General features: G+C 69.7%; 23 protein-coding genes and 1 pseudogene. 16 read left to right on the forward strand and 8 right to left on the reverse strand.

Annotated elements, in window-relative coordinates:
- Nucleotides 1-212: 212 nt before the first annotated feature.
- Together WMK75_RS00005 and mog are read left to right on the forward strand one after the other, a co-directional pair.
- Nucleotides 213-450 (forward strand): annotated as a pseudogene (locus WMK75_RS00005) (transposase); the annotation flags it as partial.
- 109 nt (nucleotides 451-559) lie between these two features.
- Nucleotides 560-1,093, forward strand: a complete 534-nt coding sequence (gene mog / locus WMK75_RS00010; RefSeq protein WP_347265597.1) for a molybdopterin adenylyltransferase — start codon at nucleotides 560-562, stop codon at nucleotides 1,091-1,093.
- Here the strand turns inward: mog and WMK75_RS00015 are convergent, their stop codons facing one another.
- The 4 genes from WMK75_RS00015 to WMK75_RS00030 all read right to left on the reverse strand — a co-directional run bounded on the left by WMK75_RS00015 (nucleotide 1,094) and on the right by WMK75_RS00030 (nucleotide 4,726).
- The gene (locus WMK75_RS00015; protein ID WP_347265598.1) at nucleotides 1,094-1,684 is read right to left on the reverse strand and encodes a nucleoside/nucleotide kinase family protein; all 591 of its coding nucleotides are present in this window, start codon (nucleotides 1,682-1,684) and stop codon (nucleotides 1,094-1,096) included.
- 59 nt (nucleotides 1,685-1,743) lie between these two features.
- Nucleotides 1,744-2,526, reverse strand: coding sequence for an ATP-binding cassette domain-containing protein (locus WMK75_RS00020; protein WP_347265599.1), 783 nt, complete (start codon nucleotides 2,524-2,526; stop codon nucleotides 1,744-1,746).
- Nucleotides 2,523-3,596 (reverse strand): ABC transporter permease, encoded by a 1,074-nt coding sequence (locus tag WMK75_RS00025; RefSeq protein WP_347265600.1) that lies wholly within the window; start codon nucleotides 3,594-3,596, stop codon nucleotides 2,523-2,525. The genes WMK75_RS00020 and WMK75_RS00025 overlap by 4 nt, the downstream gene beginning before the upstream one ends.
- Before the next feature lie 107 nt (nucleotides 3,597-3,703).
- Entirely contained in the window at nucleotides 3,704-4,726 is a 1,023-nt protein-coding gene (locus WMK75_RS00030) for a sugar ABC transporter substrate-binding protein (protein WP_347265601.1), read from the reverse strand.
- A 117-nt stretch (nucleotides 4,727-4,843) separates the two neighbouring features.
- Here WMK75_RS00030 and WMK75_RS00035 point away from each other — a divergent pair, with 117 nt between their 5' ends.
- From WMK75_RS00035 to WMK75_RS00045, 3 genes are read left to right on the forward strand one after another with little or no spacing between them, the layout of a single operon-like run.
- Nucleotides 4,844-6,028 (forward strand): ROK family transcriptional regulator, encoded by a 1,185-nt coding sequence (locus tag WMK75_RS00035; RefSeq protein ID WP_347265602.1) that lies wholly within the window; start codon nucleotides 4,844-4,846, stop codon nucleotides 6,026-6,028.
- Nucleotides 6,029-6,042: 14 nt separating this feature from the next.
- Nucleotides 6,043-6,945: a DnaJ C-terminal domain-containing protein gene (locus tag WMK75_RS00040; RefSeq protein ID WP_347265603.1), complete on the forward strand. Its 903-nt coding sequence runs from the start codon at nucleotides 6,043-6,045 to the stop codon at nucleotides 6,943-6,945.
- Nucleotides 6,942-7,289, forward strand: a complete 348-nt coding sequence (locus WMK75_RS00045; protein ID WP_347265604.1) for a hypothetical protein — start codon at nucleotides 6,942-6,944, stop codon at nucleotides 7,287-7,289. Before WMK75_RS00040 ends, WMK75_RS00045 begins: the two co-directional genes overlap by 4 nt.
- On the opposite strand, the gene WMK75_RS00050 is transcribed toward WMK75_RS00045, so the two are convergent.
- Genes WMK75_RS00050 through ccmI form a run of 3 tightly spaced genes read right to left on the reverse strand, consistent with a single transcriptional unit; the run spans nucleotide 7,279 to nucleotide 9,130 of the window.
- The gene (locus tag WMK75_RS00050; protein WP_347265605.1) at nucleotides 7,279-7,452 is read right to left on the reverse strand and encodes a DUF1289 domain-containing protein; all 174 of its coding nucleotides are present in this window, start codon (nucleotides 7,450-7,452) and stop codon (nucleotides 7,279-7,281) included. The two genes, WMK75_RS00045 and WMK75_RS00050, sit on opposite strands and share 11 nt — an antisense overlap.
- The gene (gene ruvX, locus WMK75_RS00055; RefSeq protein WP_347265606.1) at nucleotides 7,449-7,916 is read right to left on the reverse strand and encodes a Holliday junction resolvase RuvX; all 468 of its coding nucleotides are present in this window, start codon (nucleotides 7,914-7,916) and stop codon (nucleotides 7,449-7,451) included. Before ruvX ends, WMK75_RS00050 begins: the two co-directional genes overlap by 4 nt.
- Nucleotides 7,913-9,130: a c-type cytochrome biogenesis protein CcmI gene (gene ccmI / locus WMK75_RS00060; RefSeq protein ID WP_347265607.1), complete on the reverse strand. Its 1,218-nt coding sequence runs from the start codon at nucleotides 9,128-9,130 to the stop codon at nucleotides 7,913-7,915. The genes ruvX and ccmI overlap by 4 nt, the downstream gene beginning before the upstream one ends.
- A gap of 207 nt (nucleotides 9,131-9,337) precedes the next feature.
- Between ccmI and WMK75_RS00065 the strand changes: the two genes are divergently transcribed.
- The 11 genes from WMK75_RS00065 (at nucleotide 9,338) to der (ending at nucleotide 20,967) form a co-directional block, all read left to right on the forward strand.
- Nucleotides 9,338-10,609 (forward strand): sarcosine oxidase subunit beta family protein, encoded by a 1,272-nt coding sequence (locus tag WMK75_RS00065; protein WP_347265608.1) that lies wholly within the window; start codon nucleotides 9,338-9,340, stop codon nucleotides 10,607-10,609.
- 148 nt (nucleotides 10,610-10,757) lie between these two features.
- Nucleotides 10,758-11,066 (forward strand): hypothetical protein, encoded by a 309-nt coding sequence (locus WMK75_RS00070; protein WP_347265609.1) that lies wholly within the window; start codon nucleotides 10,758-10,760, stop codon nucleotides 11,064-11,066.
- 201 nt (nucleotides 11,067-11,267) lie between these two features.
- Complete coding sequence (locus tag WMK75_RS00075) at nucleotides 11,268-11,624, forward strand: sarcosine oxidase subunit delta (RefSeq protein WP_347265610.1); 357 nt, start codon at nucleotides 11,268-11,270, stop codon at nucleotides 11,622-11,624.
- Complete coding sequence (locus WMK75_RS00080) at nucleotides 11,621-14,551, forward strand: sarcosine oxidase subunit alpha family protein (protein ID WP_347265611.1); 2,931 nt, start codon at nucleotides 11,621-11,623, stop codon at nucleotides 14,549-14,551. The genes WMK75_RS00075 and WMK75_RS00080 overlap by 4 nt, the downstream gene beginning before the upstream one ends.
- A complete protein-coding gene (locus tag WMK75_RS00085; RefSeq protein WP_347265612.1) occupies nucleotides 14,544-15,062 on the forward strand; it encodes a sarcosine oxidase subunit gamma family protein in 519 nt (172 codons plus the stop codon). Before WMK75_RS00080 ends, WMK75_RS00085 begins: the two co-directional genes overlap by 8 nt.
- Before the next feature lie 60 nt (nucleotides 15,063-15,122).
- Complete coding sequence (locus WMK75_RS00090; RefSeq protein ID WP_347265613.1) at nucleotides 15,123-15,566, forward strand: hypothetical protein; 444 nt, start codon at nucleotides 15,123-15,125, stop codon at nucleotides 15,564-15,566.
- Between the two features lie 108 nt (nucleotides 15,567-15,674).
- Nucleotides 15,675-16,274 (forward strand): superoxide dismutase, encoded by a 600-nt coding sequence (locus tag WMK75_RS00095; protein WP_347265614.1) that lies wholly within the window; start codon nucleotides 15,675-15,677, stop codon nucleotides 16,272-16,274.
- A 170-nt stretch (nucleotides 16,275-16,444) separates the two neighbouring features.
- Nucleotides 16,445-17,356 carry an EamA family transporter RarD gene (rarD, locus tag WMK75_RS00100; RefSeq protein ID WP_347265615.1) on the forward strand — a complete coding sequence of 304 codons (912 nt, stop codon included), beginning with the start codon at nucleotides 16,445-16,447 and terminating at the stop codon, nucleotides 17,354-17,356.
- A 42-nt stretch (nucleotides 17,357-17,398) separates the two neighbouring features.
- Nucleotides 17,399-18,094, forward strand: coding sequence for a hypothetical protein (locus WMK75_RS00105; protein ID WP_347265616.1), 696 nt, complete (start codon nucleotides 17,399-17,401; stop codon nucleotides 18,092-18,094).
- A gap of 75 nt (nucleotides 18,095-18,169) precedes the next feature.
- Nucleotides 18,170-19,492 (forward strand): PQQ-binding-like beta-propeller repeat protein, encoded by a 1,323-nt coding sequence (locus WMK75_RS00110; RefSeq protein WP_347265617.1) that lies wholly within the window; start codon nucleotides 18,170-18,172, stop codon nucleotides 19,490-19,492.
- Nucleotides 19,489-20,967, forward strand: coding sequence for a ribosome biogenesis GTPase Der (gene der, locus WMK75_RS00115; protein ID WP_347265618.1), 1,479 nt, complete (start codon nucleotides 19,489-19,491; stop codon nucleotides 20,965-20,967). Before WMK75_RS00110 ends, der begins: the two co-directional genes overlap by 4 nt.
- Nucleotides 20,968-20,969: 2 nt before the next feature.
- Here der and WMK75_RS00120 read toward each other — a convergent pair whose 3' ends face one another.
- The gene (locus tag WMK75_RS00120; RefSeq protein WP_347265619.1) at nucleotides 20,970-21,719 is read right to left on the reverse strand and encodes a hypothetical protein; all 750 of its coding nucleotides are present in this window, start codon (nucleotides 21,717-21,719) and stop codon (nucleotides 20,970-20,972) included.
- Nucleotides 21,720-21,750 lie beyond the last annotated feature (31 nt).

Raw genomic sequence — 21,750 nt, forward strand, 5'->3', positions numbered from 1 at the left:
GGGATCGGCCGCTATCTCAGCTTCTACAACAGCCGCCGCCCGCATTCATCGCTTGACGGGAAAACCCCCGATCAGGCTGAATTGGCCCCCGTTTCGACTGGGCACTCAGGCATAGCCATGGAGGCTCAGGGATATGCCTGAGCATGTGCTTATGTCTGAGATCGAGATCATCACGGATGGCGGCCGGTGCCGCCGCTGGAGCGCAGCCGAGAAACGGCAGCCTGCGCGACGAGTGCCTCAACGAGGAGATCTTTGACAGTCTGGCCGATGCCCGCCGCAAGCTGGCCGTCTGGCGTTACGACTACAACCACGTCAGGCCGCATCTCTCGCTGGGCAACAAGACCCCCGTCCGATGCGCGCCGGGCGCTTGAGCAAACTGGGGGCTCCGCGCCCGGCGCGCTTGCCCAACCCGAAAACGACCACTATCAACCCAAAGGACTCTCGTTATGAACGAGGGACGACCGCGGGCAGGTCAGCCGGGCCAGATACTCAGAGTTAAGGATACTCCCCCTGCGAGACGCGAGCCTCCAACGCAACTTGTTGACAAGGGAGTGATTGCATGATCCGCCCCGCCCATATCGCTATCGTCAGTGTCTCGGACCGCGCCGCGCGCGGCGAATATGAGGACAAGGGCGGGCCGGGAGCCGAGGACTGGCTGCGCGCCGCCATCACCAGCCCGATGACCATCACCCGTCGGATCATCCCCGACGGCCGCGACATCGTCGCCGACACCCTGCGCGAACTGGCCGACCGCGAGGGCGCCGACCTGATCCTGATCACCGGCGGCACCGGCCCCGCGCCCCGCGACCTGACCCCCGAGGCCATGGCGGATGTCATGGAAAAGGAGTTGCCCGGCTTTGGCGAGGAAATGCGCCGTGCCAGCCTGCGCGAGGTGCCGACCGCGATCCTGTCGCGCCAGACGGCGGGCATCCGCGGCGGGACGCTGATGATCACCATCCCCGGCAAGCCCTCGGCCATCGCCACCTGCCTTGATGCGGTTTTCGCCGCCGTACCCTATTGCCTCGACCTGATCGGTGCCGCCTGGATCGACACCGATCCCGCGCGCATCAAGGCGTTCCGGCCAAAGAAATAGTCAGGCATCCGCCAGCAGCAGGTCGGCCGGCAACGATTCCCCGGCCACGATGCGGGCATTGGCGAGGTCGTTTTCCAGATGCGCCGCAACCTGATCGGGGGACCGTCCCAGCCCCTGCCAGCGTTCGGTCAGACGGCGGCGCAATTCCGCCTGCCGCACATCCAGCATCACCGACAGATCCCACAGCCCGGCCAGGTCACGCCATTCCGGGCGGTCCAGCAACAGGTAATTGCCCTCGACCAGCACCAGCGCCACATCGGCACCGATGCGGCCGGCGCCTGCGATGGCGAGGTCGCGTTCGCGGTCGAACAGCGGGTGGATCGCCGCGCCCCCGACCTTCAGCCGCCGGATCAGCGCGACAAGGCCGGCGGCGTCGAATGTCTCGGGCGCACCCTTGCGCAGCCGCAACCCGTCTGCATCCAGCAGGCGGTTGTCCAGGTGAAACCCGTCCATCGGCACCAGCGCCGCGCCCGGCAGTGCCGCCACCAGCCGCGCCGCCAGAGTCGATTTTCCCGAACCCGGGGGGCCGGCGACCGCGACCACCCGCCGTCCGGGCGGCAGCGCCGCAATCCGATCCAGTATTTCTTTCATGCACAAATATCCCGGGGGAGTCCGCGAGGACGGGGGCAGAGCCCCCATCCCCTGCAAGGTCAGGCGGCGCTGGCGGCCTCCTCGGGCAGCTTGGCGCCGGTCATGAAGGCCACCGCATCCGACATGGAATGATCGCCGGGCCGGATCACGCACAGCCGGCTACCCAGGCGGTGGATATGGATGCGGTCCGCCACCTCGAACACATGCGGCATGTTGTGCGAGATCAGGATGATCGGGATGCCGCGGGCGCGCACGTCGCGGATCAGCTCCAGCACGCGGCGGCTTTCCTTGACCCCCAGTGCCGCGGTGGGCTCGTCAAGAATCACCACCTTCGAGCCGAAGGCCGCGGCGCGCGCCACCGCGACGCCCTGGCGCTGGCCGCCCGACAGGGTTTCCACCGCCTGGTTGATGTTCTGGATCGTCATCAGCCCCAGCTCGGTCAGCTTCTCGCGGGCGAAAGCCTCCATCGCCGGGCGGTCCAGCATGCGAAACCACTTGCCCAGGATGCCGGGCTTGCGCAGCTCGCGGCCCATGAACATGTTGTCGGCGATGGACAGCGCCGGCGACATGGCCAGGGTCTGGTAGACGCATTCGATGCCATGGCCGCGCGCCTCGAGCGGGCTGGCAAAGCGCACCGGCCGACCTTCCAGCATGATCTCGCCCTCATCGGGATGGATCGCGCCGGACAGCGCCTTGATCAGCGAGGATTTCCCCGCGCCATTGTCGCCGATCACGGCGAGGATCTCGCCCGGCATCAGCTCGAAGTCGCAGTTGTTCAGCGCCGTGACCTTGCCATAGCGCTTGACCAGGCCGCGGGCCTGCAGAAGCGGCGCCTGTGTCATGCCGATGCCTTTCTGATCCACTGGTCCACCGCCACGGCGAGGATGATGAGCAGCCCGATGAGGAAGAAGGTCCATTGCGGATCGGTGCCGACCATCTTCAGCCCCATCTCGAACACGCCGACGATCAACGCGCCAAAGAACATGCCGACGATCGAGCCGCGCCCGCCGAACAGCGAGATCCCCCCGATCACCACCGCGGTGATCGACTGGATGTTGCCCAGCTGCCCCGTCGAGGCCGAGGGCGAGACCGAGCCATAGCGCCCGATCATTACCCAGCCCGCGATGGCGCAGAACAGTCCGGCCAGCGCATAGACCTGGATCAGCACACGGCTGGTGCGCACGCCGGCCAGTTCCGCCGCGTCCGGGTCGTCGCCCACGGCATAGACATGCCGCCCCCAGGCGGTATGGCGCAGTACATAGGACAGCACCATGACCAGCGCGATCATCAGGAACACCGCGTAAAGCACCTTCACCCCGCCGGGCTGGATGGCATGGCCCCAGAACTGCAGCGCCGGCGCCCGCTCCTCGATGGCCGAGGAGCGGATGGTCTCATTGGCGGAAAAGATGTAGTTCGCCGCCAGGATGATCTGCCAGGTCCCCAGCGTGACGATGAAGGGCGGCAGCTTGACCCGCGCCACCAGCCAGCCATTGGCAAAGCCCATGGCGGTGCCCAGCCCCAGGCCCGCGACGATGGCCAGCGGTGCCGGAATGCCGTAGCGAAAGGTGAACTGCCCCATCAGCACCGATGAAAACACCGCGATGGCGCCCACCGACAGGTCGATGCCCGCGGTCAGCACCACCAGCGATTGCGCGCAGCCCAGGATGCCGACGATGGCGATCTGCTGCAGGATGGTCGAGAGCGTCACCGCCTTGAAGAAATTCGGCGAAAGCAGGCCGAAAACGATCAGCGCCGCGACCAGCACGATCATTGGCACCGCCGAGGGCGTCATGTGCAGCCAGTGCTGCAGGCGTTTCAGCGCCGATTTCGGCTCGTGGAATTCGGCGACCTTTTCCGAGGCGCCCTTGAGCCCTTCCTCGAAGCTGCCGGCTGCCTTGCTGTCGGATGACATGAAGGGTCTCCTTGCTGATGCCGGGATCCGGCAGGCGACGGGGGCAGCGCGCGGCGCCGCCCCCGGATGCCAGTCTTTGTCAGCTGCGGGATTCGATCAACGCCGAATCAGCCCCAGCACAGGTCCGTGCCCTTGGCGCTGTCGATGGAATCGACGCCGGCTGCGGGCTTGTCGGTCACCAGCTGGACGCCGGTATCGACAAAGTTCTTGCCCTCGGTCGGGGTGGGCTTGGTGCCGTCCTTGACGAAGGCGGCGATGGCCTCGATGCCCTTTGATGCCATGTCCAGCGGATATTGCTGCGAAGTGGCGCCGATCACGCCTTCCTTGACGTGCTCGACCCCTGGGCAGCCGCCGTCGACCGAAACGATCACCACGTCCTTGTCGCGTCCGGCGGCCTTGAGCGCCTCATAGGCGCCGGCGGCGGCGGGTTCGTTGATCGTATAGACGAGGTTGATCGCCGGATCCTTGGCGAGCAGGGTCTCCATCGCCTTCAGCCCGCCCTCCTCGTTGCCCGAGGTGACCTCATGGCCGACGATGCGCGGGTCGGTCTCGTCGCCCCATTTGGCCGGATCGCCCAGGTCGATGCCGAAACCCTGCAGGAAACCCTGGTCGCGCAGCACGTCGACCGAGGGCTGCGAGATGCCCAGATCCAGCATGGCGATCTTGGCATCCGCCGCCTTGTCGCCCAGCGTGGCCTTGGCCCACTCGCCGATCAGCTCGCCCGCCTTGAAATTGTCGGTGGCAAAGGTCGCGTCGGCGGCATCGACCGGATCCAGCGGCGTATCCAGCGCAATGACCAGGATGCCCGCATCGCGCGCCGGCTTCACCGCATCGACGATGGCCTTGGTGTCCGAGGCAGTGATCAGGATGCCCTTGGCGCCATCGGCGATGCAGGCTTCGACCGCAGCCACCTGCGCCTCGTGGTCGCCGTCGATCTTGCCGGCATAGGCCTTCAGCTCGATCCCCAGCTCCTTGGCCTTGGCCTCGGCGCCTTCCTTCATCTTCACGAAGAAGGGGTTGGTGTCGGTCTTGGTGATCAGGCAGGCGGTATCCGCGGCCTGTGCCATGCCGGCAACCAGGCTCAGGGCAGTTCCCGCCAGCGCCGCGCGCAGCAGTTTCGTCTTGGTCATGGCTTTCCTCCTCCGGGCGGGTCTCGCCGCCGCCTCCGCGCGCAAGGCAGCATATCGGACGGGGGCTTGTCAATAAATCAATCATGTTGATTTATGTGATGACGCAAGGAGGGCGCCATGTCCGATTCCCTTCCCGCCACGGCCGGGGGGCGCAGCCCGAACGAACGTCTGATCCTGTGGCTGGTGCGCCGCCACGGGCCGCTGCCGCGGGCAGCGCTGGCGCAGGCGACCGGGCTTTCGGCGCAGGCGGTCAGCAACATCACCCGCAACCTGATCGCAGCCGGGCTGCTGGATGCCGGGGGCGAGCCGCAGCGCGGCAAGGTCGGCCAGCCGCTGCTGCCGCTGGCGCTGGCGCCGCAAGGCGCGCTGTTTCTGGGGCTGAAGGTCGGGCGGCGGCTGGCGGAACTGGTGCTGGCCGACTTCGCCGGCCAGATCCGCCAGGCGCTGGAACTGCGCTATGACTGGGCGCATCCCGACGCCATCCGTGACTTTGCCATCGCCGGCGTGGCGGAACTGCTGGCGGGGCTTGAGCCCGGGTTGCGGGCGCGGCTCTCGGGCCTGGGCATCGCCAGCCCGTTCTTCCTGTGGGACTGGGCCGAAGAAATGCAGCCCTGGCGCGGCCGCGACCTGCGCGCGGAACTGGCCGCGGCGCTTGCCATGCCGGTCTGGCTGGAAAACGACGGCTCCTGCGCCTGCGGCGCCGAGATGGTCTTTGGCAGTGCGGAACTGCCTGCGGATTTCCTGTATTTCTACATCGCGCATTTCGCCGGCGGCGGCGTGGTTCTGGACGGGCGGCTGCGGCTGGGCCCCTCGGGCAATGCCGGGGCCATGGGCTCAAGCCCGGTGCCGGGCGGCGGGCAGGTGCTGGACATCGCCTCGGTCTCGGTGCTGGAACGCGCGCTGGGCCATGCGCTGCCGCCAGGGGACGCGGGCTGGGACCTGCCGGCAGCGGTCCTGCACGACTGGCTCGAGGCCGCGGCGCAGGCGCTGGCCCATGCGGCGCTGGCGGCGGTGGCGGCGCTGGACGTGCCGCTGGTGGTGATCGACGGCGCGCTGCCGGCGGCGCTGCGCGCGGGTCTGGTGGCGCGGGTGGCGGCGCGGCTGGCGGCCATGCGCCATCACGGCATGGCGCTGCCCGAGCTGCGCGCCGGCACGCTAGGGCGGCGGGCGCGGGCGCTGGGGGCGGCGGCGCTGCCGCTGGCCGACGGCTTTCTGCCCGGCGGCCAGCTTGCCACGCCGCGCCCGATGCGGCAGATGCATGAAACCGCGGCGGTTCCGGCGCGTTCCGCTGGTGTCAGGTGAAAGGAAGCCCGGTCATGGCCGACGATCCATACAAGGCATTGGGGCTGGGCAAGACCGCCAGCCAAGACGAGATCAAGAAAGCCTATCGCCGCATCGCCAAGACCGACCATCCCGATCTGAACACCGACCCCGCCGCGCATGAGCGCTTCAAGGCCGCCGCTGCCGCCTATGACCTGCTGAAGGATCCCGCGCAGCGCGCGCGTTTCGACAAGGGCGAGATCGACGCCGCCGGGCAGGAGCGGCCGCAGCGCCACTACTATCGCGAATATGCCGAACAGGGCGACAATCCCTATCGCCAGAGTCACGGATTCGAGGACCTCTCGGGCGTGTTCTCGGACCTGTTCGGCCGCGGCGGCGGCCGGCGGGGCGGGGCGCATTCCTTCGACATGCGCGGGCCCGACCAGCGTTTCACCCTGGAGATCGATTTCATGACCGCGGCGCGCGGTGGCTCGACGCGCATCACCATGCCCGATGGCAGCGTGCTCGAGGTGAAGATCCCCGAGGGCGCCCGCGACGGCCAGGTGATCCGGCTGCGCGGCAAGGGTGGCCCCGGCATGGGCGAGGGAGAGCCGGGCGACGCGCTTCTGACGCTGATTGTGGCCGAGGATCCGGACTGGCGCCGCGACGGCGACGATGTCGAGACCACGCTGCCCATCAGCCTCGACGAGGCGATCCTCGGCGGCAAGGTCGAGGCGCAGACCATCGACGGGCCGGTCAAGCTCTCGATCCCGCGCGGCGCCAGCTCCGGCCAGAAGCTGCGCCTGAAGGGGCGCGGCATCCGGGGCGAGGCCGGGCGGCGCGGCGACCAGCATCTGGTGCTGAAGATCGTCATGCCGCCCCGCATCGACGACGACCTGGCGCGCTTCATCGAGACCTGGCGCCAGAGCCATGCCTATGACCCAAGGAGGGGGCGATGACCCGGCGCCATTATACCCTGAGCGAGACGCTGCTGGCCGTCGAGGGGCTGACCGAGGCCCAGCTTGAACGCCATATCCTGGCCGGTGTCGTGCTGCCGGTGCAGTCCGAACAGGGGCCGCTGTTTCGCGAACTCGACCTGGCGCGGCTGGGGCTGATGGTCGATCTGGCCGAGGGCTATCAGCTCGAGGAGGACGCGCTGGCGCTGGTGCTGTCGCTGGTCGACCAGCTGCACGGGCTGCGTGGCGACTTGCGCGCCATTCTTGACGCGGTGGCGCGCGAGCCGGCCGAGACCCGGCTGCGGCTGAAGGCGGCGATCCGCGAGATGCGCCTGGTCAGCCGCTGACCGCGCCGCGCCTTGCCGGCAGTTGCGCCATGATCGCCCGGCGCTCGGGCTCGGACATGGTGGACCAGCGGGCGATTTCCTCAAGGCTGCGCAGGCAGCCCCGGCACAGCCGGCTGGCGGGCTCGATGCGGCAGATGCCGGTGCAGGGGCTGGAGGCGCTCATCCCAGATGGCCCAGCCGGTCCAGCGCGCCCTGCAGGATATAGCCCGCCGCCACCTGGTCGATGACCTCGGCCCGGCGCCGGCGCGAGGTGTCGCCCTCGAGCAGCGCGCGTTCGGCGGCCACGGTGGACAGCCGCTCGTCCCAAAAGCCGATCGGCAAGGGCGTCAGCCGTTCCAGATTGCGGGCGAAGGCGCGGGTCGATTGCGCGCGCGGCCCCTCGCTGCCGTCCATGTTGCGCGGCAGGCCCAGCACCAGCCCGACCAGCGCGCGATCGGCCACGATCTTCAGCAGCGCCTGCGCGTCGGTGGTGAACTTGACCCGGCGGATCACTGTCAGCGGCGAGGCGACGCCACGCCGCCCGTCGCTGACCGCGACGCCGATGGTCTTGGTGCCCAGGTCCAGCCCGGCGATGGCGCCGGCACGGGGCAGGGCCTCGGCAAAGGCCTCGATCGTCGGGCAGATCATTCCAGCCCCGCCTGCCGGGCGGCGGCCTCGATCAGATCCGCCGCGGCGGCATTGCTGGCGAAACGCTTGCGCGCCTCGTCCAGGATGCCGGCGGCGCGGTCCTTCTGCCCCAGCACCCCCAGCGAGGCGATCAGCCGCGCCCATTCCTCGGGCGTGCCGCCCTGGGTGGCCAGCCGGTCCTCAATGCCCTGGACCATGCCCTCGATCATCTGCTGGCGCTCGGCCGGGTCCATGTCCTCTGAGGCGGCGACGCTGCCCTCATCGGGCGCGGGCAGGGCGGCGGGTTCGGGCGGGGTATAGCCCGGCTGGCCGGCAAACCAGGCCAGATCCTGGATCGAGGCGCGGATCGGCGCGATCCAGGGCGCGTCCTGCGGCCCCTCGGCCAGAAGCCCGGCCCAGATCGGAAAGGCGCGGTCCGGGCGGCCGTTCTGGATCTGCAAGAGCCCGGCCATGAAGCGCGCCTGCGGATTGCGCGGATCGCGCTGCAGGGCAGAGGCGATGGTGTCCTCGCTTTCGCGGGTGATCAGCCCGCCCGCCGCCTCGATCATCAGCGCCGCCAGTCGCGCAAGATCTGCGCCGCTTGCCTGATCTCCCTTCAGCGCCACCAGCTGCGCCTGCGCCGCGCGCGCGGCGGCCAGATTGCCAAGGCGCTCCTCGTGCTGGGCCAGCAGTTCCAGCCCGCGCGCGTCATTGCCGTTCCCTGCCACAGCCTCGCGCAGCTTGGCGATCAGCGCCACATATTCCGGGTCGGGCGCCGGGCGCTGCGGCTTGGGCGCCGTGGCCTCGGCCTCGGCCTGGCCGGGGCGGGCGTCATAGATCGCCTGTGCCGCGGCGATGCGCGCCGCCATCGGCTCATCCGGGCGGCCCTGCTGGCCGAGGCGGGCATAAAGGCCAAAGGCGCCGGCAAGGGCAAGCACCAGCAAAAGCAGGGCCACGCGCCCGCCGGCGCTGCGCGCGCCGGTGTCGGCGTCGCGTTCCAGCGCCCGGTCGGCAGCCAGCACCTTGCGGCCGATCTCGGCGCGCAGGCGCTCGGCGTCGCCCGCGTCGATGACGCCGCGTTCCAGATCGCGCTCGACCTCGCGCAGCTGGTCGCGATAGATGCGCAGGTCATAGGCGGCGGCCCGCTCGGCGCCCTCGCCACGGCGGCGCAGCAGCGGCAGCGCGATGGCTGCGGCCACGATCCCGGCCAGCGCGGCGCAGATGATCCAGAACATGTCGTCCCCCTGTTGCGTCGCGGCGGTGATAGCGGGTTTCGCCGGGGGGAAAAAGTCAAACCCCTGCGACTCGGACGCCTGCGACAAAGGGCGCTGCCGCCCGCGGCCGCGATCGGCGCAAAGCGACAGTCAGCAGGTCGCAAGCCGGCTTGCCGAAGCGCCGCCGCCACGCCAATCTGGCAACCGACGAGTCGAGGGGGGGCCCGCATGTCCGCATCCGCCAGTTCCAGCACCGGCCGCTATTCGGTCTTTGCCATCGCGCGCGAGGCGATGCGGCTGCACAGCGGCTGGCGGCGCGCCTGGGCCAGCCCCGAGCCGCGGGCGAAATACCAGGTGGTCATCGTCGGGGCCGGCGGCCACGGCCTGGCCACCGCCTATTACCTGGGCCGCAACTTCGGCATCACCGATGTCGCGGTGCTGGACAAGGGCTGGCTGGGCGGCGGCAATACCGGCCGCAACACCACCATCATCCGCTCGAACTACCTGCAGGACCCTTCGGCCGCGATCTATGACAAGGCGCTGAAACTTTATGAGAACCTGTCGCAGGATCTGAACTACAACATCATGTTCAGCCCGCGCGGCCTGGTGATGCTGGCCCAGACCGAACACGAGGTGCGCGGCTATCGGCGCACCGCCATCGCCAACCAGCTGCAGGGCGTCGACACGGAATGGGTCAGCGCCAGGCGCATCAAGGACATGCTGCCGATCATCAATATCGACGGGCCGCGCTATCCGGTGCTGGGCGGGCTTTATCAGGAACGCGGCGGCACCGCACGCCATGACGCCGTGGCCTGGGGCTATGCGCGGGCCTGTTCGGCCATGGGCATGCACATCATCCAGAACTGCGAGGTCACCGGCATCGAGACCGCGAATGGCCAGGTGGCGGCGGTGAACACCGGCCGCGGCCGCATCGCCTGCGACAAGCTGGTGCTGGTCGCCGCCGGGCACAGTTCCGTGCTGGCCGACATGGCGGGGTTCCGCCTGCCGATCGAATCGATCGCCCTGCAGGCGCTGGTCAGCGAGCCGATCAAGCCCTGCTGCGATCTGGTGATCATGGCCAATACCGTGCACGGCTACCTGTCGCAGTCCGACAAGGGCGAGATGGTGATCGGCGGCGGCACCGACGGGTTCAACAATTACACCCAGCGCGGCAGCTGGCACCATGTCGAGGAAACCGTGCGCGCCCTGGTCGAGACCTTTCCCATGCTGTCGCGGCTGAAGATGCTGCGGCAATGGGGCGGCATCGTCGACATGACCGGCGACCGCTCGCCCATCCTGTCGGCAACGCCGGTGGGCAATCTCTTCGTGAACTGCGGCTGGGGCACTGGCGGCTTCAAGGCGATTCCCGGCTCGGGCTGGGCCATGGCGGAACTGGTGGCGCAGGGCAGGCCGGGGCCCCTGGCCGCGGCCTTCGGGCTGAACCGCTTTGCCCAAGGGCGCTTCATCGACGAAAGCGTGGCGGCGGGGGTGGCGCATTGAGGCGGATCGCGACCCGCAGGCCGCCGGCGCTTGCGCGGCTTTCCGCCCATCGCGGCCGGGCGGGGGCAAATTTCGCGCGCGATGCCGGAACTTCTTTCGCATGTCGGGAATTGTCAGGCCATAACCTCACCTCCAAGGAGTTTCATTCATGGCCGAACAGAACAAGAGCAACCTCTGGCTCATTGTTGGTGCCGTGGTCGTTGTGCTGGCCATCGTCTACTGGTTCTTCTCGTCGGGGACCGCGCCGGACGCGACCGCTCCGGCCGAGCAGCCTGCGGCGACCGCCCCGGCACCTGCCGCCGAACCCGCTGCTCCGGCCGCAACCGAGCCTGCCGCAGCCCCCGCGGCGAGCGAGCCCGCAGCCCCGGCCGCAAGCGAGCCGGCTGCCCCTGCGACCGAACCGGCCAGCACCGAACCTGCCGCCCCGGCTGGCAGCACGCCGCCGGCCAGCAACTGAGGCGACGCCTCGGGCGCCCTTGGGCGCCCCTGCACCGGGCCGGAGGGGCGCAGGTCCGTCCGGCCTTGGTGCCTGCCCGCCTTGCCGGGCCTGTGTCCCGATCCCGATCCGCACCGCGCCGGCCCAACCGCCGGCGCGGTCGCGCGCATGCCTGCCCGCCACCCGACAGGCATGCCCGCCCACCGCCCGAGGAGTTGCGCCATGCTGAGCCTGACCTGTCCCTGCTGCGGCATGAACGCCGAGGAAACCGAACTGCAGCCGGGCGGCGAGGCGCATCTGAAGCGCCGCGGCCCCGGGGCAAGCGACGCCGAATTCGAGGCCTATCTCTTTGCCCGCAAGAACCCGCGCGGGGTGCATTTCGAACGCTGGCGCCACGCCTATGGCTGCGGCAAATGGTTCCTGGCGGCGCGCGACACCGCCACGCTGCAGGTCTTTGGCACCTATCCCGCGCAGACCCCGTGCCCGCCGCCGGCGATCACCGCCGCGATCCGCGCCCACCGCCCCGACTGGCAACCTGACTGGCAGCCCGACATCCCAGCCGAAAGCACCGAAGCATGACCGAGTCCGGACCCTTCCGCCTGGCCCAGGGCGGGCGCCTGATCGACCGCGCCTATCCGCTGCCCTTCCGCTTTGACGGTCGCCGCCTGCGCGGGGTGCAGGGCGACACGCTGGCCTCGGCGCTGCTGGCCAATGGCCAGCTGATGCTGGGGCGCAGCTTCAAGTATCACCGCCCGCGCGGCCCCCTGGCCTCGGGCGCCGAAGAGCCGAACGCGCTGCTGGGTCTGGGCCAGGGCGGCAGGTTCGAGCCGAACCAGCGCGCCACCACCACGCCGCTGGTCGCGGGCATGGTCACCACCAGCCAGAACTGCTGGCCGGCGCTGAACGCCGATATCGGCGCGGTGAACGACTGGTTCTACCGCTTTCTGCCGGCGGGGTTCTATTACAAGACCTTCATGCGCCCGCGCGGCTTCTGGAAACATGTGTTCGAGCCCTTCATCCGCCGCTCTGCCGGGCTGGGCCGGGCGCCAAGCGAAGCCGACCCCGACCGCTATGAACAGGCCTATGCCCATGTCGATGTCGTGGTCGTGGGCGGCGGCATCGCCGGGCTTGCGGCGGCGCTGCAGGCAGGGCGGGCGGGCAAATCCGTCTGGCTGCTGGAACAAAGCCCGCATTTCGGCGGCCGTACCCCCACCGACCACGCCGAAGGCCCCGCGCGCGTCGCGGCCCTGCTGGCGGAATTGCGCGGCCTTGCCAATGTCACCCTGCGCCGCGCCACCATGGCGAGCGGGCTTTACGACCACGGCTATCTGCTGGCGCGCGAGGCGCTGGCCGATCACGACCCCAATGCCGGCATCCCGCGCCAGCGGCTGTGGCGCATCCGGGCGGGACATGTGGTCATCGCCACTGGGGCACTGGAACGGCCGCTCAGCTTTGCCGGCAATGACCTGCCGGGGGTGATGCTCGCCTCGGCGGTGCGCGACTATATCTGCGACTATGGCGTGGCGCCGGGGCGCAGCGTCCTTGTCGTCACCAATAATGACGACGCCTATCGCACGGCGCTGGCGGCGCTGGATGCGGGTCTGACGGTTCCCGCGGTGATCGACGCGCGCAGCAAGGCCGATGGCGCGCTGCCGCAGGCGCTGCGCGCGCGCGGCGTGCGCGTGCTGACCAATGCCGCCATCGCCGGCGTCAAGGGCGGCAAGGCGGTCGAGGCGGTGGCGATCTGCGACCAGTCCGGCTCGGGCGAGGTCACCGAGACCATCGCCGCCGATTGCGTCGCCATGTCCGGCGGCTGGTCGCCGGTGGTGCATCTGTGGAGCCATTGCGGCGGCAAGCTGCTCTGGAGCGAGACGCAATCCATGTTCGCCCCGGACCCGGCCCGGCCGCCGACCGGCGCCGACGGAAGGGCCATGGCCAGCTGCACCGGCGCTGCCGCGGGCGATCTGCTGCTGGCCGATGCCACCGGCGCCGGACCCGAGGCGATGACCATGCCGGTCTGGGTCATGCCCCGCCATGCCACGCGCCGGATGAAGTTCAAGATGTGGCTGGATTTCCAGAACGACGTGAAGGTCTCGGATGTCGAACTGGCGGCGCAGGAGGGCTATCACAGCGTCGAGCACACCAAGCGCTATACCACGCTGGGCATGGCCACCGACCAGGGCAAGGTCAGCAATATCAACGGTCTGGCCGTGCTGTCGACTGCGCTGGGCCAGCCGATCCCGCAGACCGGCACCACCACCTTCCGCCCGCCCTATGTGCCGCTGACCTTCGGCGCCATCGCCGGCGAGGCGCGCGGCGAGATTTTCCAGCCGCTGCGCAAGACCCCGATGCATGGCTGGCATGCCCGGCGCGGCGCGCATTGGGAGCCGGTGGGCCTCTGGCGCCGGCCCTATTGCTATCCGGCGCCCGGCGAAACCCATGCCGAGGCCGTGGCGCGCGAGATCCTCGCGGTGCGCGCCGGCGTCGGCACGCTGGACGCCTCGACGCTGGGCAAGATCATCGTCAAGGGCCCGGACGCCGGGAAATTCCTCGACATGATCTATACCGGCATGATGTCCAGCCTGCCGCTTGGCAAATGCCGCTACGGGCTGATCTGCAACGAGAACGGCTTTCTCATCGACGACGGGGTGGTGGCGCGGCTTGGCGAGGATACCTGGCTGGTCCACACCACCACCGGCGGCGCCGAGCGCATCCATGGCCACTTGGAGGACTGGCTGCAATGCGAATGGTGGGACTGGCAGGTCTGGACCGCCAATGTGACCGAGCAATGGGCGCAGATCGCCGTGGTCGGCCCCAAGGCGCGCGAGCTGCTGGCGCGGCTGGGCGGCATGGACCTGTCGGCGGCGGCCCTGCCCTTCATGTCCTGGGCCGAGGGCCGGATCGCCGATATCCCGGCGCGCGTCTATCGCATCAGCTTCTCGGGCGAGCTGTCCTTCGAGGTCGCGGTGCCGGCCGGACGCGGGCTGGAGCTATGGGAAAAACTGCACGAGGCCGGTGCCGATCTGGGCGTCACCCCCTACGGCACCGAGGCCATGCATGTCATGCGCGCCGAAAAGGGCTTCATCATGATCGGCGACGAAACCGACGGCACGGTGATCCCGCAGGACCTTGGCCTCGACTGGGCGATCTCGAAGAAAAAGCCCGACTATCTGGGCAAGCGCGCACAGGAACGCAGCCACATGACCGACCCCGAGCGCTGGCGGCTGGTCGGGCTGGACAGCCTCGACGGGCGTGTGCTGCCCGATGGCGCGCTGGCGGTGGCCGAGGGGGTGAACGCCAATGGCCAGCGCAACACGCAAGGGCGCGTGACCTCAAGCTATCATTCGCCGACGCTGGGGCGGCCCATCGCCATGGGGCTGGTGCTGCACGGCCCGGAACGCATGGGCGAGGAGCTGGAATTCCCGGTGGCGGGCAAGGAAAGCTTCCGGGCGCGCATCGTCGATCCGGTGTTCTATGACAAGGAAGGGGGTCGGGCCAATGGCTGAGGCGCTGGCAAGGATCACGCAGATCGAGGGCCGCGGCATGATCCAGATCCGCGCCGATCTGGCACGCGACGGCCAGGCGATCGCCGCGGCCGCCGGGCTGGACCTGCCGGCGCAGGGCCGCATCACACTGGCTGGCGCCCGCGCTCTGGGCTGGATGTCGCCCGATGAGCTGCTTTTGCTGCTGCCGCGGGCCGAGGTCGCGGCGGCGCTGGCGGCGCTCGGGACGGCGCTGGCCGGCCGCCATGCGCTGGTTCTCGATGTCAGCGACATGCGCGCCAGCTTTCGCATCGAGGGTGCGCGCGCGCTGCAGGTGCTGATGAAGCTGTGCCCCGCCGATCTGGCCGCCATGCCGCCCGACGGCCTGCGCCGTTCGCGCGCCGCCCAGGCCGCCTGCGCCATCTGGCGCGAGGACGGGGCATATGTGCTGACCGGCTTCCGCTCGGTCGCGGATTACCTGCGCGCCATCCTGACCGAGGCCGCCGCCGCCGGCACCGCGCTTGACCCGCGCTAGGGCTTGCCGGCGCCGGGGCAGGGGTTATGCAGGATGCTGACACCAGAAGGTTTCCCGCGCATGCGTCCTGTCCCCGTCCTGCCCTTGCGGATCCTGCCGCTGCTGTTTCTGGCCGGCGCCGCCGTGGCGCAGGAAACGCCGCCCGTGGTGATGCTGTGCCAGATCACTGACGAAAGCGGCACCGGCTGGGTACCCGAGTTCATCATGCTGACGCGCCAGACTTCGGGGCCGCAGCGCGGCCGCATCGAGGTCTTCGACCCGATCCTGCAAAGCCTGGTCGGCCGGCCGATCGAGGCCCGGGTGGTGGCGGACGGCTCTGGCAGCCGCACCTATGGCTGGGCGCTGGCCGGGGTCAGAAACCAGTCCGGCCAGCGCAGCGAAAGGCTGGATTTCCGCCTGACGGTGCAGCGGCCCGAGGGCACGGCCCGCGTCACCGTCACCGCGCTCGGTTATGACAATCTGATGACCGGCAGCGGCGTCTGCGGTGCGCCCCCCGGCGGCTGAGCGCCGGAACCGCCGCCCGCCAGCCCGCGTTCCACCCTCGACAGGGCTTCCCCCCGCCTGGCTTCCATGCCAGAACCCTTGTCCGAAACCGCTGGAAAGGAAACGCAAATGGCCTTCACGCTTCCCGATCTTCCCTATGCCCACGACGCGCTGGCCGCGGGTGGCATGTCGAAAGAGACGCTCGAATTTCACCACGACAAGCACCACAAGGCCTATGTCGACAAGCTGAACGAACTGGTGGCCGGCACCGAATGGGCAGGCAAAAGCCTCGAGGACATCGTCACCGGCACCTACCAGTCCGGCGCCGTGGCCCAGAACGGTATCTTCAACAACGCCAGCCAGCACTGGAACCATGCGCAGTTCTGGCAGATGATGGGCCCGAAATCCGGCGCCATCCCCGGCGCACTGGAGAGTGCACTGGTCGAATCCTTCGGCTCGGTCGAGAAGTTCAAGCAGGATTTCGCCGCCGCCGGCGCCGGCCAGTTCGGCTCGGGCTGGGCCTGGCTGGTCAAGGACAAGGACGGCAGCCTCAAGGTCACCAAGACCGAGAATGGCGTGAACCCGCTTTGCTTCGGCCAGACCGCGCTTCTGGGCTGCGACGTGTGGGAGCACAGCTATTACATCGACTTCCGCAATGCCCGCCCGAAATACCTGGAGAACTTCCTGAACAATCTGGCGAACTGGGACAACGTGGCCTCGCGGCTCTGACCTGGCGCACACGGCCTCGCAGGCCCGCCCTGACCGGCGGGCCTGTGTCTTTCTTGCCCAAATATCCCGGGGGACGCCCTGCCAAGGGCAGGGCGGGGGCAGAACCCCCATTCCCGCTTGCCCCCGGCGCGACAAGGCCCCATTCCTGCCGCACGGAAAAGGAATGACGCATGAGCGAATGGACCAGGGGCTTTGCGGCGGTGATCGGGGTCTGCCTGGTCTGGGGCCTGTCACCGATCTATTACCGCCTGCTGGTCGATGTGCCGGTGGTCGAGGTGCTGGCGCAGCGCACCATCTGGTCGCTGCTGCTGTTTTTGCTCATCCTCGGCCTTCAGGGCCGGCTGGCGCTGTTGCGCGATGCGCTGGCGGGGCCGCAACTGGGCCGCATCGCGCTGGCCGCCACCGCGGTCTCGGTGAACTGGGGCATCTTCATCTGGGCGGTGCAGGCCGGCCATGTCGTGCAAAGCTCGCTGGGTTACTACATCTTTCCGCTGGTCGCGGTGCTGATCGGCCTGGTCCTGTTCGGCGAGCGCCTGTCGCGCGCGCAGGGGCTTGCGGTCGTGCTGGCGGGGCTTGCGGTGACGGTGCTGACCTGGGGCCTGGGCGTGGTGCCCTGGATCAGCCTCGGCCTTGCGCTCAGCATGGGGCTTTACGGTGCCGCCAAGAAGGCGCTGACCATGGACCCGGTGGTTTCGGTGGCGGCCGAGGTGGCGCTGCTGACGCCTTTGGCGCTGGGCTGGCTGGCGCTGCAGGGCGCGGGGCTGATGCCGGCGGCCCTGGCGCATCCGGTGGCCTTCGGTGAAAGCCTGCGGCTGGCGCTGCTTCTGGCCTTTACCGGCCCGATCACGGCGGTGCCGCTGATACTGTTCAGCTATGGCGCGCGGCGGGTGCCGCTGGCGACGCTGGGCCTGACCTTCTATCTGAACCCGACGCTGCAATTCCTGTGCGCGGTGCTGCTCTTTGCCGAGCCGCTGACGCGCTGGCATGTGATCGCCTTTGCGGTGATCTGGGGGGCGCTGGCGCTTTACTCGGCATCGGCGTTGCGGCAGGCGCGTCGCGCCGCGCCATTGGCAAACGGGTGAAAGCCCGTATAAAACGGCGCAAAAGCACATCCGGGGGGCGACATGGCCAATCAGAACGACAGCTTCATCGACGAGGTGACCGAGGACCTGCGCCGCGACCGGCTGTTCGCCTTCTTCCGCCGCTATGGCTGGGTGGCATTGCTGGTGATCCTGGGCATCGTCGCCGGCGCGGCCTGGCGCGAATATTCGCTGTCGCGGGCCGAGGCCCGGGCCGAGGCCTGGGGCGATGCCATCCTGGCCGCGCAACAGGCCGAGGATCCTGCTGCGGCGCTGGCCGCGGTCGATGCCGCGGGCTCGGCCGGGCGCAAGGCGCTGTCCGAAATGCTTGCCGCCGGCGCCGAGGCCGATGCCGGCCGGGGCCAGGCCGCGGCCGAGCGGCTGAAGGCCGCCGCCGCCGGCATCGCCAGCGATCCGGTGCTGCATGACCTGGCGCTGTTGCAGGCGGTGATGGCCGCTGGCGCCGGCATGGACGCGGCCGAGCGCGACCGCCTGCTGTCGGACCTGTCGCGCCCCGGCGCGCCCTATGAGTTGCTGGCGCTGGAGCAGAAGGCGGTGGCGCTGATCGGCGCCGGGCGCAAGGACGATGCGGTGACGCTGATCCGCCAGATCCAGCAGAAGGACGGGCTTTCCGAACCCTTGCGCCGGCGCCTCTCCGAGATGATGATCACGCTGGGCGCCAGCCCCGACCGGCGCGAGGGGCCCGGCCCGCAGACCATGCCGGCCCCGGCCGCGAACTGAAGCCGGCCCGCCGGCAAGCCCGAACACACCCCGCGGCACGCGCATCCCCGCCCGGCCCGGACAAAGGAGAGAGCGATGACGAGGCTGCCCCTGATCGCCGCGATGGTCGGCCTGACCGCCCTTTCGGCCTGCCAGCAGCGCGAGACCATCCTGCCCGGAGAGCGGCTGGACACGCGCGCGGTGCTGTCGCCCGACGCGCCGGTGCCCGAGGCGCCGCCGGCCCCGACCGGCAGCGCCTTGGCGCTGCCGCCGGTGCGCGGCAATGCCGACTGGCCGCAGCGCGCCGGCAGCGCGGCGCATGTCTCGGGCAACATGGCGCTGGGCGCCGGCACGAACCGGGTCTGGGCGGCGAATATCGGCGCGGCATCCGGCAAGCGCCACCGTATCACCGCCGATCCGGTGGTGGCGGCGGGGCTGGTCTTTACCCTTGACAGCCAGTCCACCGTCACGGCGACCAGCACCGGCGGCGGCCGGGTCTGGAGCGTGGACCTGCGCCCCGCGGGCGAGGGCGACCGCAGCGTTTCCGGCGGCGGCCTGGCCTATGAGGGCGGCCGCGTCTTCGCCACCACCGGCTATGGCGAGCTGGTGGCGCTGGACGCGCGCAGCGGCGGCGTCGCCTGGCGCCAGCGCGTCGATGCCCCGATCAGCGGCGCGCCCACGGTGCAGAACGGCATCGTCTATGTGCTGGGCCGCGACGCCACCGGCTGGGCGGTGCGCGCCAGTGACGGCCGCGTGCTGTGGCGCAGCTTCGACAATGACGCCATGGCCGGGGTCATGGGCGCCTCGGCCCCCGCCGTTTCCGGGGACACCGCGGTCTTTCCCTCGGCGACCGGCGCGCTGGTGGCGGTCGAGACCGGCAGCGGCAACCGCATCTGGACCGCCGATGTCGCGGGCTCGCGGCTGGGGCGGGCGATCACGCTGTTTCGCGACATGACCGGCGATCCGGTCATCGCCGGGACCACGGTCTATGCCGGCACCAGCTCGGGTCGCGTCGGCGCCTATGACCTGGCCAGCGGCGCGATGAAATGGGAGGCGCGTGAGGGGGCCTCAAGCCCGGTGCTGCCGGTCGGCAATTCGGTGTTCCTGGTGAACGACCAGGCGCAGCTGCTGCGGCTGGACGCGGCGAATGGCGCCCGGGTCTGGGCCGAGAAACTGCCGCTGTTCACCCGCCAGATCGTGCGCAAGCAGGACAAGGTCTGGAACCATTACGGCCCGGTGCTGGCCGGAAACCGGCTTTACCTTGCCAGTTCGGACGGCTATCTGCGCGTCTTCGATCCCGCCACGGGCGTCCTGACCGGCCAGGCCGCGATCCCGGGCGGCGCCGCGGCGGCCCCGGCCGTCGCGGGCCAGACCCTTTACGTCGTCACCCATGACGGCCAGCTGATAGCATACAGATGAGCTTTACCCTCGCCATTGTCGGGCGCCCGAACGTCGGCAAGTCCACGCTGTTCAACCGCCTCGTCGGCAAGCGGCTGGCGCTGGTGGACGACCAGCCCGGCGTCACCCGCGACCTGCGCGAGGGCCAGGGCCGGCTGGGCGACCTGCGCTTCATCGTCGTCGATTCGGCGGGGCTGGAAATGGCCGATGACGACAGCCTGCAGGGGCGCATGCGCCGCCTGACCGAACGCGCCGTCGATGAGGCCGATGTCTGCCTGTTCGTGGTCGATGCCCGCGCCGGGATCACCGCGGCGGATGAATATTTCGCCGACATCCTGCGCCGGCGCGCCAGGCACGTCATCCTGGCCGCCAACAAGGCCGAGGGCCGCGCCGGCGAATCGGGGGTGCTGGAAGCCTATGCCCTGGGCCTCGGCGAGCCGCTGCGCCTCTCGGCCGAGCATGGCGAGGGCATGGACGATCTCTATCGCGCGCTGCTGCCGCTTTCCGAGGAATTCGCCGCCCGCAACGTGCAGCAGGCACCCGAGACCGATGTCGAGATCCCCGAGGATGGCGGCGAGGAGGAGGGCGACGAAAGCTGGCGCCCCTCGGCCGCAAGGCCGCTGCAGATCGCGGTGATCGGCCGTCCGAATGCCGGGAAATCGACCCTCATCAACAAGATCCTCGGCGAGGAACGGCTGCTGACCGGCCCCGAGGCCGGCATCACCCGCGATTCGATCAGCGTCGGCGCCGATTTCATGGGCACGCCGGTGCGCATCTTCGACACCGCCGGCATGCGCAAGAAGGCGCGGGTGACCGACAAGGTGGAAAAGCTGTCCGTGGCCGACGGGCTGCGCGCCGTGCGCTTTGCCGAGGTGGTGGTGGTGCTGCTGGACGTGGACATTCCGTTCGAACAGCAGGACCTGCGCATCGCCGATTTCGCCGAGACCGAGGGCCGCGCCGTGGTCGTCGCCGCGAACAAATGGGATCTGGAAGAGGACAAGCCCGCCAAGCTGAACGAGCTGCGCGAGGCCTTCGAGCGCCTCTTGCCGCAGCTCAAGGGCGCGCCGCTGGTCACCGTCTCGGCCCGCACCGGCAAGGGGCTGGAGCGGCTGCACAACGCCATCCTCAAGGCACATGAGGTGTGGAACCGCCGCGTGCCGACCGCGCGGCTGAACCAGTGGCTGGGCGCCATGACCGAGGCCCATCCGCCGCCCGCGCCGGGCGGGCGCCGCATCCGGTTGCGCTACATGACCCAGGTCAAGACCCGGCCGCCGGCCTTCGTGGTCATGGCCACGCATGTCGACAAGCTGCCCGACAGCTACCAGCGCTATCTGATCAACGGGCTGCGCACGGATTTCGACATGCCGGGCACGCCGATCCGCCTGACCTTCCGCGATCAGGGCACCAAGAACCCCTATCGCGCCAAGGCCGAGAAGATCAGCCAGTCGGGGGCGCTGTCCAAGCACAAGCACCGGCAAAAGCCCAGGGGCGAATAGGCTCAGGTCGTGACGCGCACCAGCGCCACGGCGACGATCGCGATGGCCAGCACCGTCACCGTGGCCAGGGTCGCGTCGCTGGCCACGGTGCTGGCGGCAATGCCGATCAGCCCCCAGATCAGCGCCAGGGAAAAGCCGATGCGCCGGCCCAGCCGCAGCTGCACACTGACCGCGGCCACGGCGCCGACCAGCAAGGCCAGCCCGGCCGCGGCCTGCGGCGGAATGCCCAGCCGGCCCTGCAGGAGCGTCGCCAGCAGGCCAAAGCTGACCTGCAGCGCCCAGCCGGCGGCGAAGCCCAGGGCCGAGCTGCATTCGATCGGCACCGCCGCCTGCCTGCCCTCAAGCGCCCCGACCAGGAATCCCGCCAGCATCAGCGCCGCCAGAATCAGCGCAATCGTCGGCTGGTCGCGCAGCAGCCAGGGCCAGGCTGCCCCGGCCAGCAGGCCCACGATCAGCGGCGCATGACCGCGGCGCCGGGTGCTGGCGCCGTCCTCGATCCAGCAACGCAGCGCGTGATAGGCCAGCGCCGCGCAGGCCAGCAGCATCAGCAGCGCCAGCGCCGGCTCGCGCGGTTGCAGCAGCAGCGCCGAGAGATCGACCACCGCCGTCTCCGGGGCGCCATAGGCCAGCACGGCCAGCGTCCGCGCCTGCGTGCCGGGCTGCGGCAGCGCCGGCAGCAGCGCATGCGCCAGCACACTGCCGACGAAGGCTAGCGTGGCAAGGGTCAGAAACAGGGTGCCTGCACGGGACATGGGCGCAAAACGCCCGGGCCCCGCGCCGGGT

Source organism: Paracoccus sp. (in: a-proteobacteria) (genome assembly GCF_039808215.1).
Lineage (GTDB): Bacteria > Pseudomonadota > Alphaproteobacteria > Rhodobacterales > Rhodobacteraceae > Paracoccus.

What these genes read in the sequence shown, in the direction of transcription:
- WMK75_RS00120 (WP_347265619.1), bottom strand. Translation starts at nt 21,719, where the DNA reads ATGTCCCGTGCAGGCACCCTGTTTCTGACCCTTGCCACGCTAGCCTTC.
- WMK75_RS00085 (WP_347265612.1), top strand. Translation starts at nt 14,544, where the DNA reads ATGGCTGAGGCGCTGGCAAGGATCACGCAGATCGAGGGCCGCGGCATG.
- WMK75_RS00040 (WP_347265603.1), top strand. Translation starts at nt 6,043, where the DNA reads ATGGCCGACGATCCATACAAGGCATTGGGGCTGGGCAAGACCGCCAGC.
- WMK75_RS00020 (WP_347265599.1), bottom strand. Translation starts at nt 2,526, where the DNA reads ATGACACAGGCGCCGCTTCTGCAGGCCCGCGGCCTGGTCAAGCGCTAT.
- WMK75_RS00090 (WP_347265613.1), top strand. Translation starts at nt 15,123, where the DNA reads ATGCGTCCTGTCCCCGTCCTGCCCTTGCGGATCCTGCCGCTGCTGTTT.
- WMK75_RS00075 (WP_347265610.1), top strand. Translation starts at nt 11,268, where the DNA reads ATGCTGAGCCTGACCTGTCCCTGCTGCGGCATGAACGCCGAGGAAACC.
- WMK75_RS00070 (WP_347265609.1), top strand. Translation starts at nt 10,758, where the DNA reads ATGGCCGAACAGAACAAGAGCAACCTCTGGCTCATTGTTGGTGCCGTG.
- WMK75_RS00105 (WP_347265616.1), top strand. Translation starts at nt 17,399, where the DNA reads ATGGCCAATCAGAACGACAGCTTCATCGACGAGGTGACCGAGGACCTG.
- mog (WP_347265597.1), top strand. Translation starts at nt 560, where the DNA reads ATGATCCGCCCCGCCCATATCGCTATCGTCAGTGTCTCGGACCGCGCC.
- ccmI (WP_347265607.1), bottom strand. Translation starts at nt 9,130, where the DNA reads ATGTTCTGGATCATCTGCGCCGCGCTGGCCGGGATCGTGGCCGCAGCC.
- ruvX (WP_347265606.1), bottom strand. Translation starts at nt 7,916, where the DNA reads ATGATCTGCCCGACGATCGAGGCCTTTGCCGAGGCCCTGCCCCGTGCC.
- WMK75_RS00065 (WP_347265608.1), top strand. Translation starts at nt 9,338, where the DNA reads ATGTCCGCATCCGCCAGTTCCAGCACCGGCCGCTATTCGGTCTTTGCC.
- rarD (WP_347265615.1), top strand. Translation starts at nt 16,445, where the DNA reads ATGAGCGAATGGACCAGGGGCTTTGCGGCGGTGATCGGGGTCTGCCTG.
- der (WP_347265618.1), top strand. Translation starts at nt 19,489, where the DNA reads ATGAGCTTTACCCTCGCCATTGTCGGGCGCCCGAACGTCGGCAAGTCC.
- WMK75_RS00045 (WP_347265604.1), top strand. Translation starts at nt 6,942, where the DNA reads ATGACCCGGCGCCATTATACCCTGAGCGAGACGCTGCTGGCCGTCGAG.
- WMK75_RS00095 (WP_347265614.1), top strand. Translation starts at nt 15,675, where the DNA reads ATGGCCTTCACGCTTCCCGATCTTCCCTATGCCCACGACGCGCTGGCC.
- WMK75_RS00030 (WP_347265601.1), bottom strand. Translation starts at nt 4,726, where the DNA reads ATGACCAAGACGAAACTGCTGCGCGCGGCGCTGGCGGGAACTGCCCTG.
- WMK75_RS00035 (WP_347265602.1), top strand. Translation starts at nt 4,844, where the DNA reads ATGTCCGATTCCCTTCCCGCCACGGCCGGGGGGCGCAGCCCGAACGAA.
- WMK75_RS00025 (WP_347265600.1), bottom strand. Translation starts at nt 3,596, where the DNA reads ATGTCATCCGACAGCAAGGCAGCCGGCAGCTTCGAGGAAGGGCTCAAG.
- WMK75_RS00080 (WP_347265611.1), top strand. Translation starts at nt 11,621, where the DNA reads ATGACCGAGTCCGGACCCTTCCGCCTGGCCCAGGGCGGGCGCCTGATC.
- WMK75_RS00015 (WP_347265598.1), bottom strand. Translation starts at nt 1,684, where the DNA reads ATGAAAGAAATACTGGATCGGATTGCGGCGCTGCCGCCCGGACGGCGG.
- WMK75_RS00050 (WP_347265605.1), bottom strand. Translation starts at nt 7,452, where the DNA reads ATGAGCGCCTCCAGCCCCTGCACCGGCATCTGCCGCATCGAGCCCGCC.
- WMK75_RS00110 (WP_347265617.1), top strand. Translation starts at nt 18,170, where the DNA reads ATGACGAGGCTGCCCCTGATCGCCGCGATGGTCGGCCTGACCGCCCTT.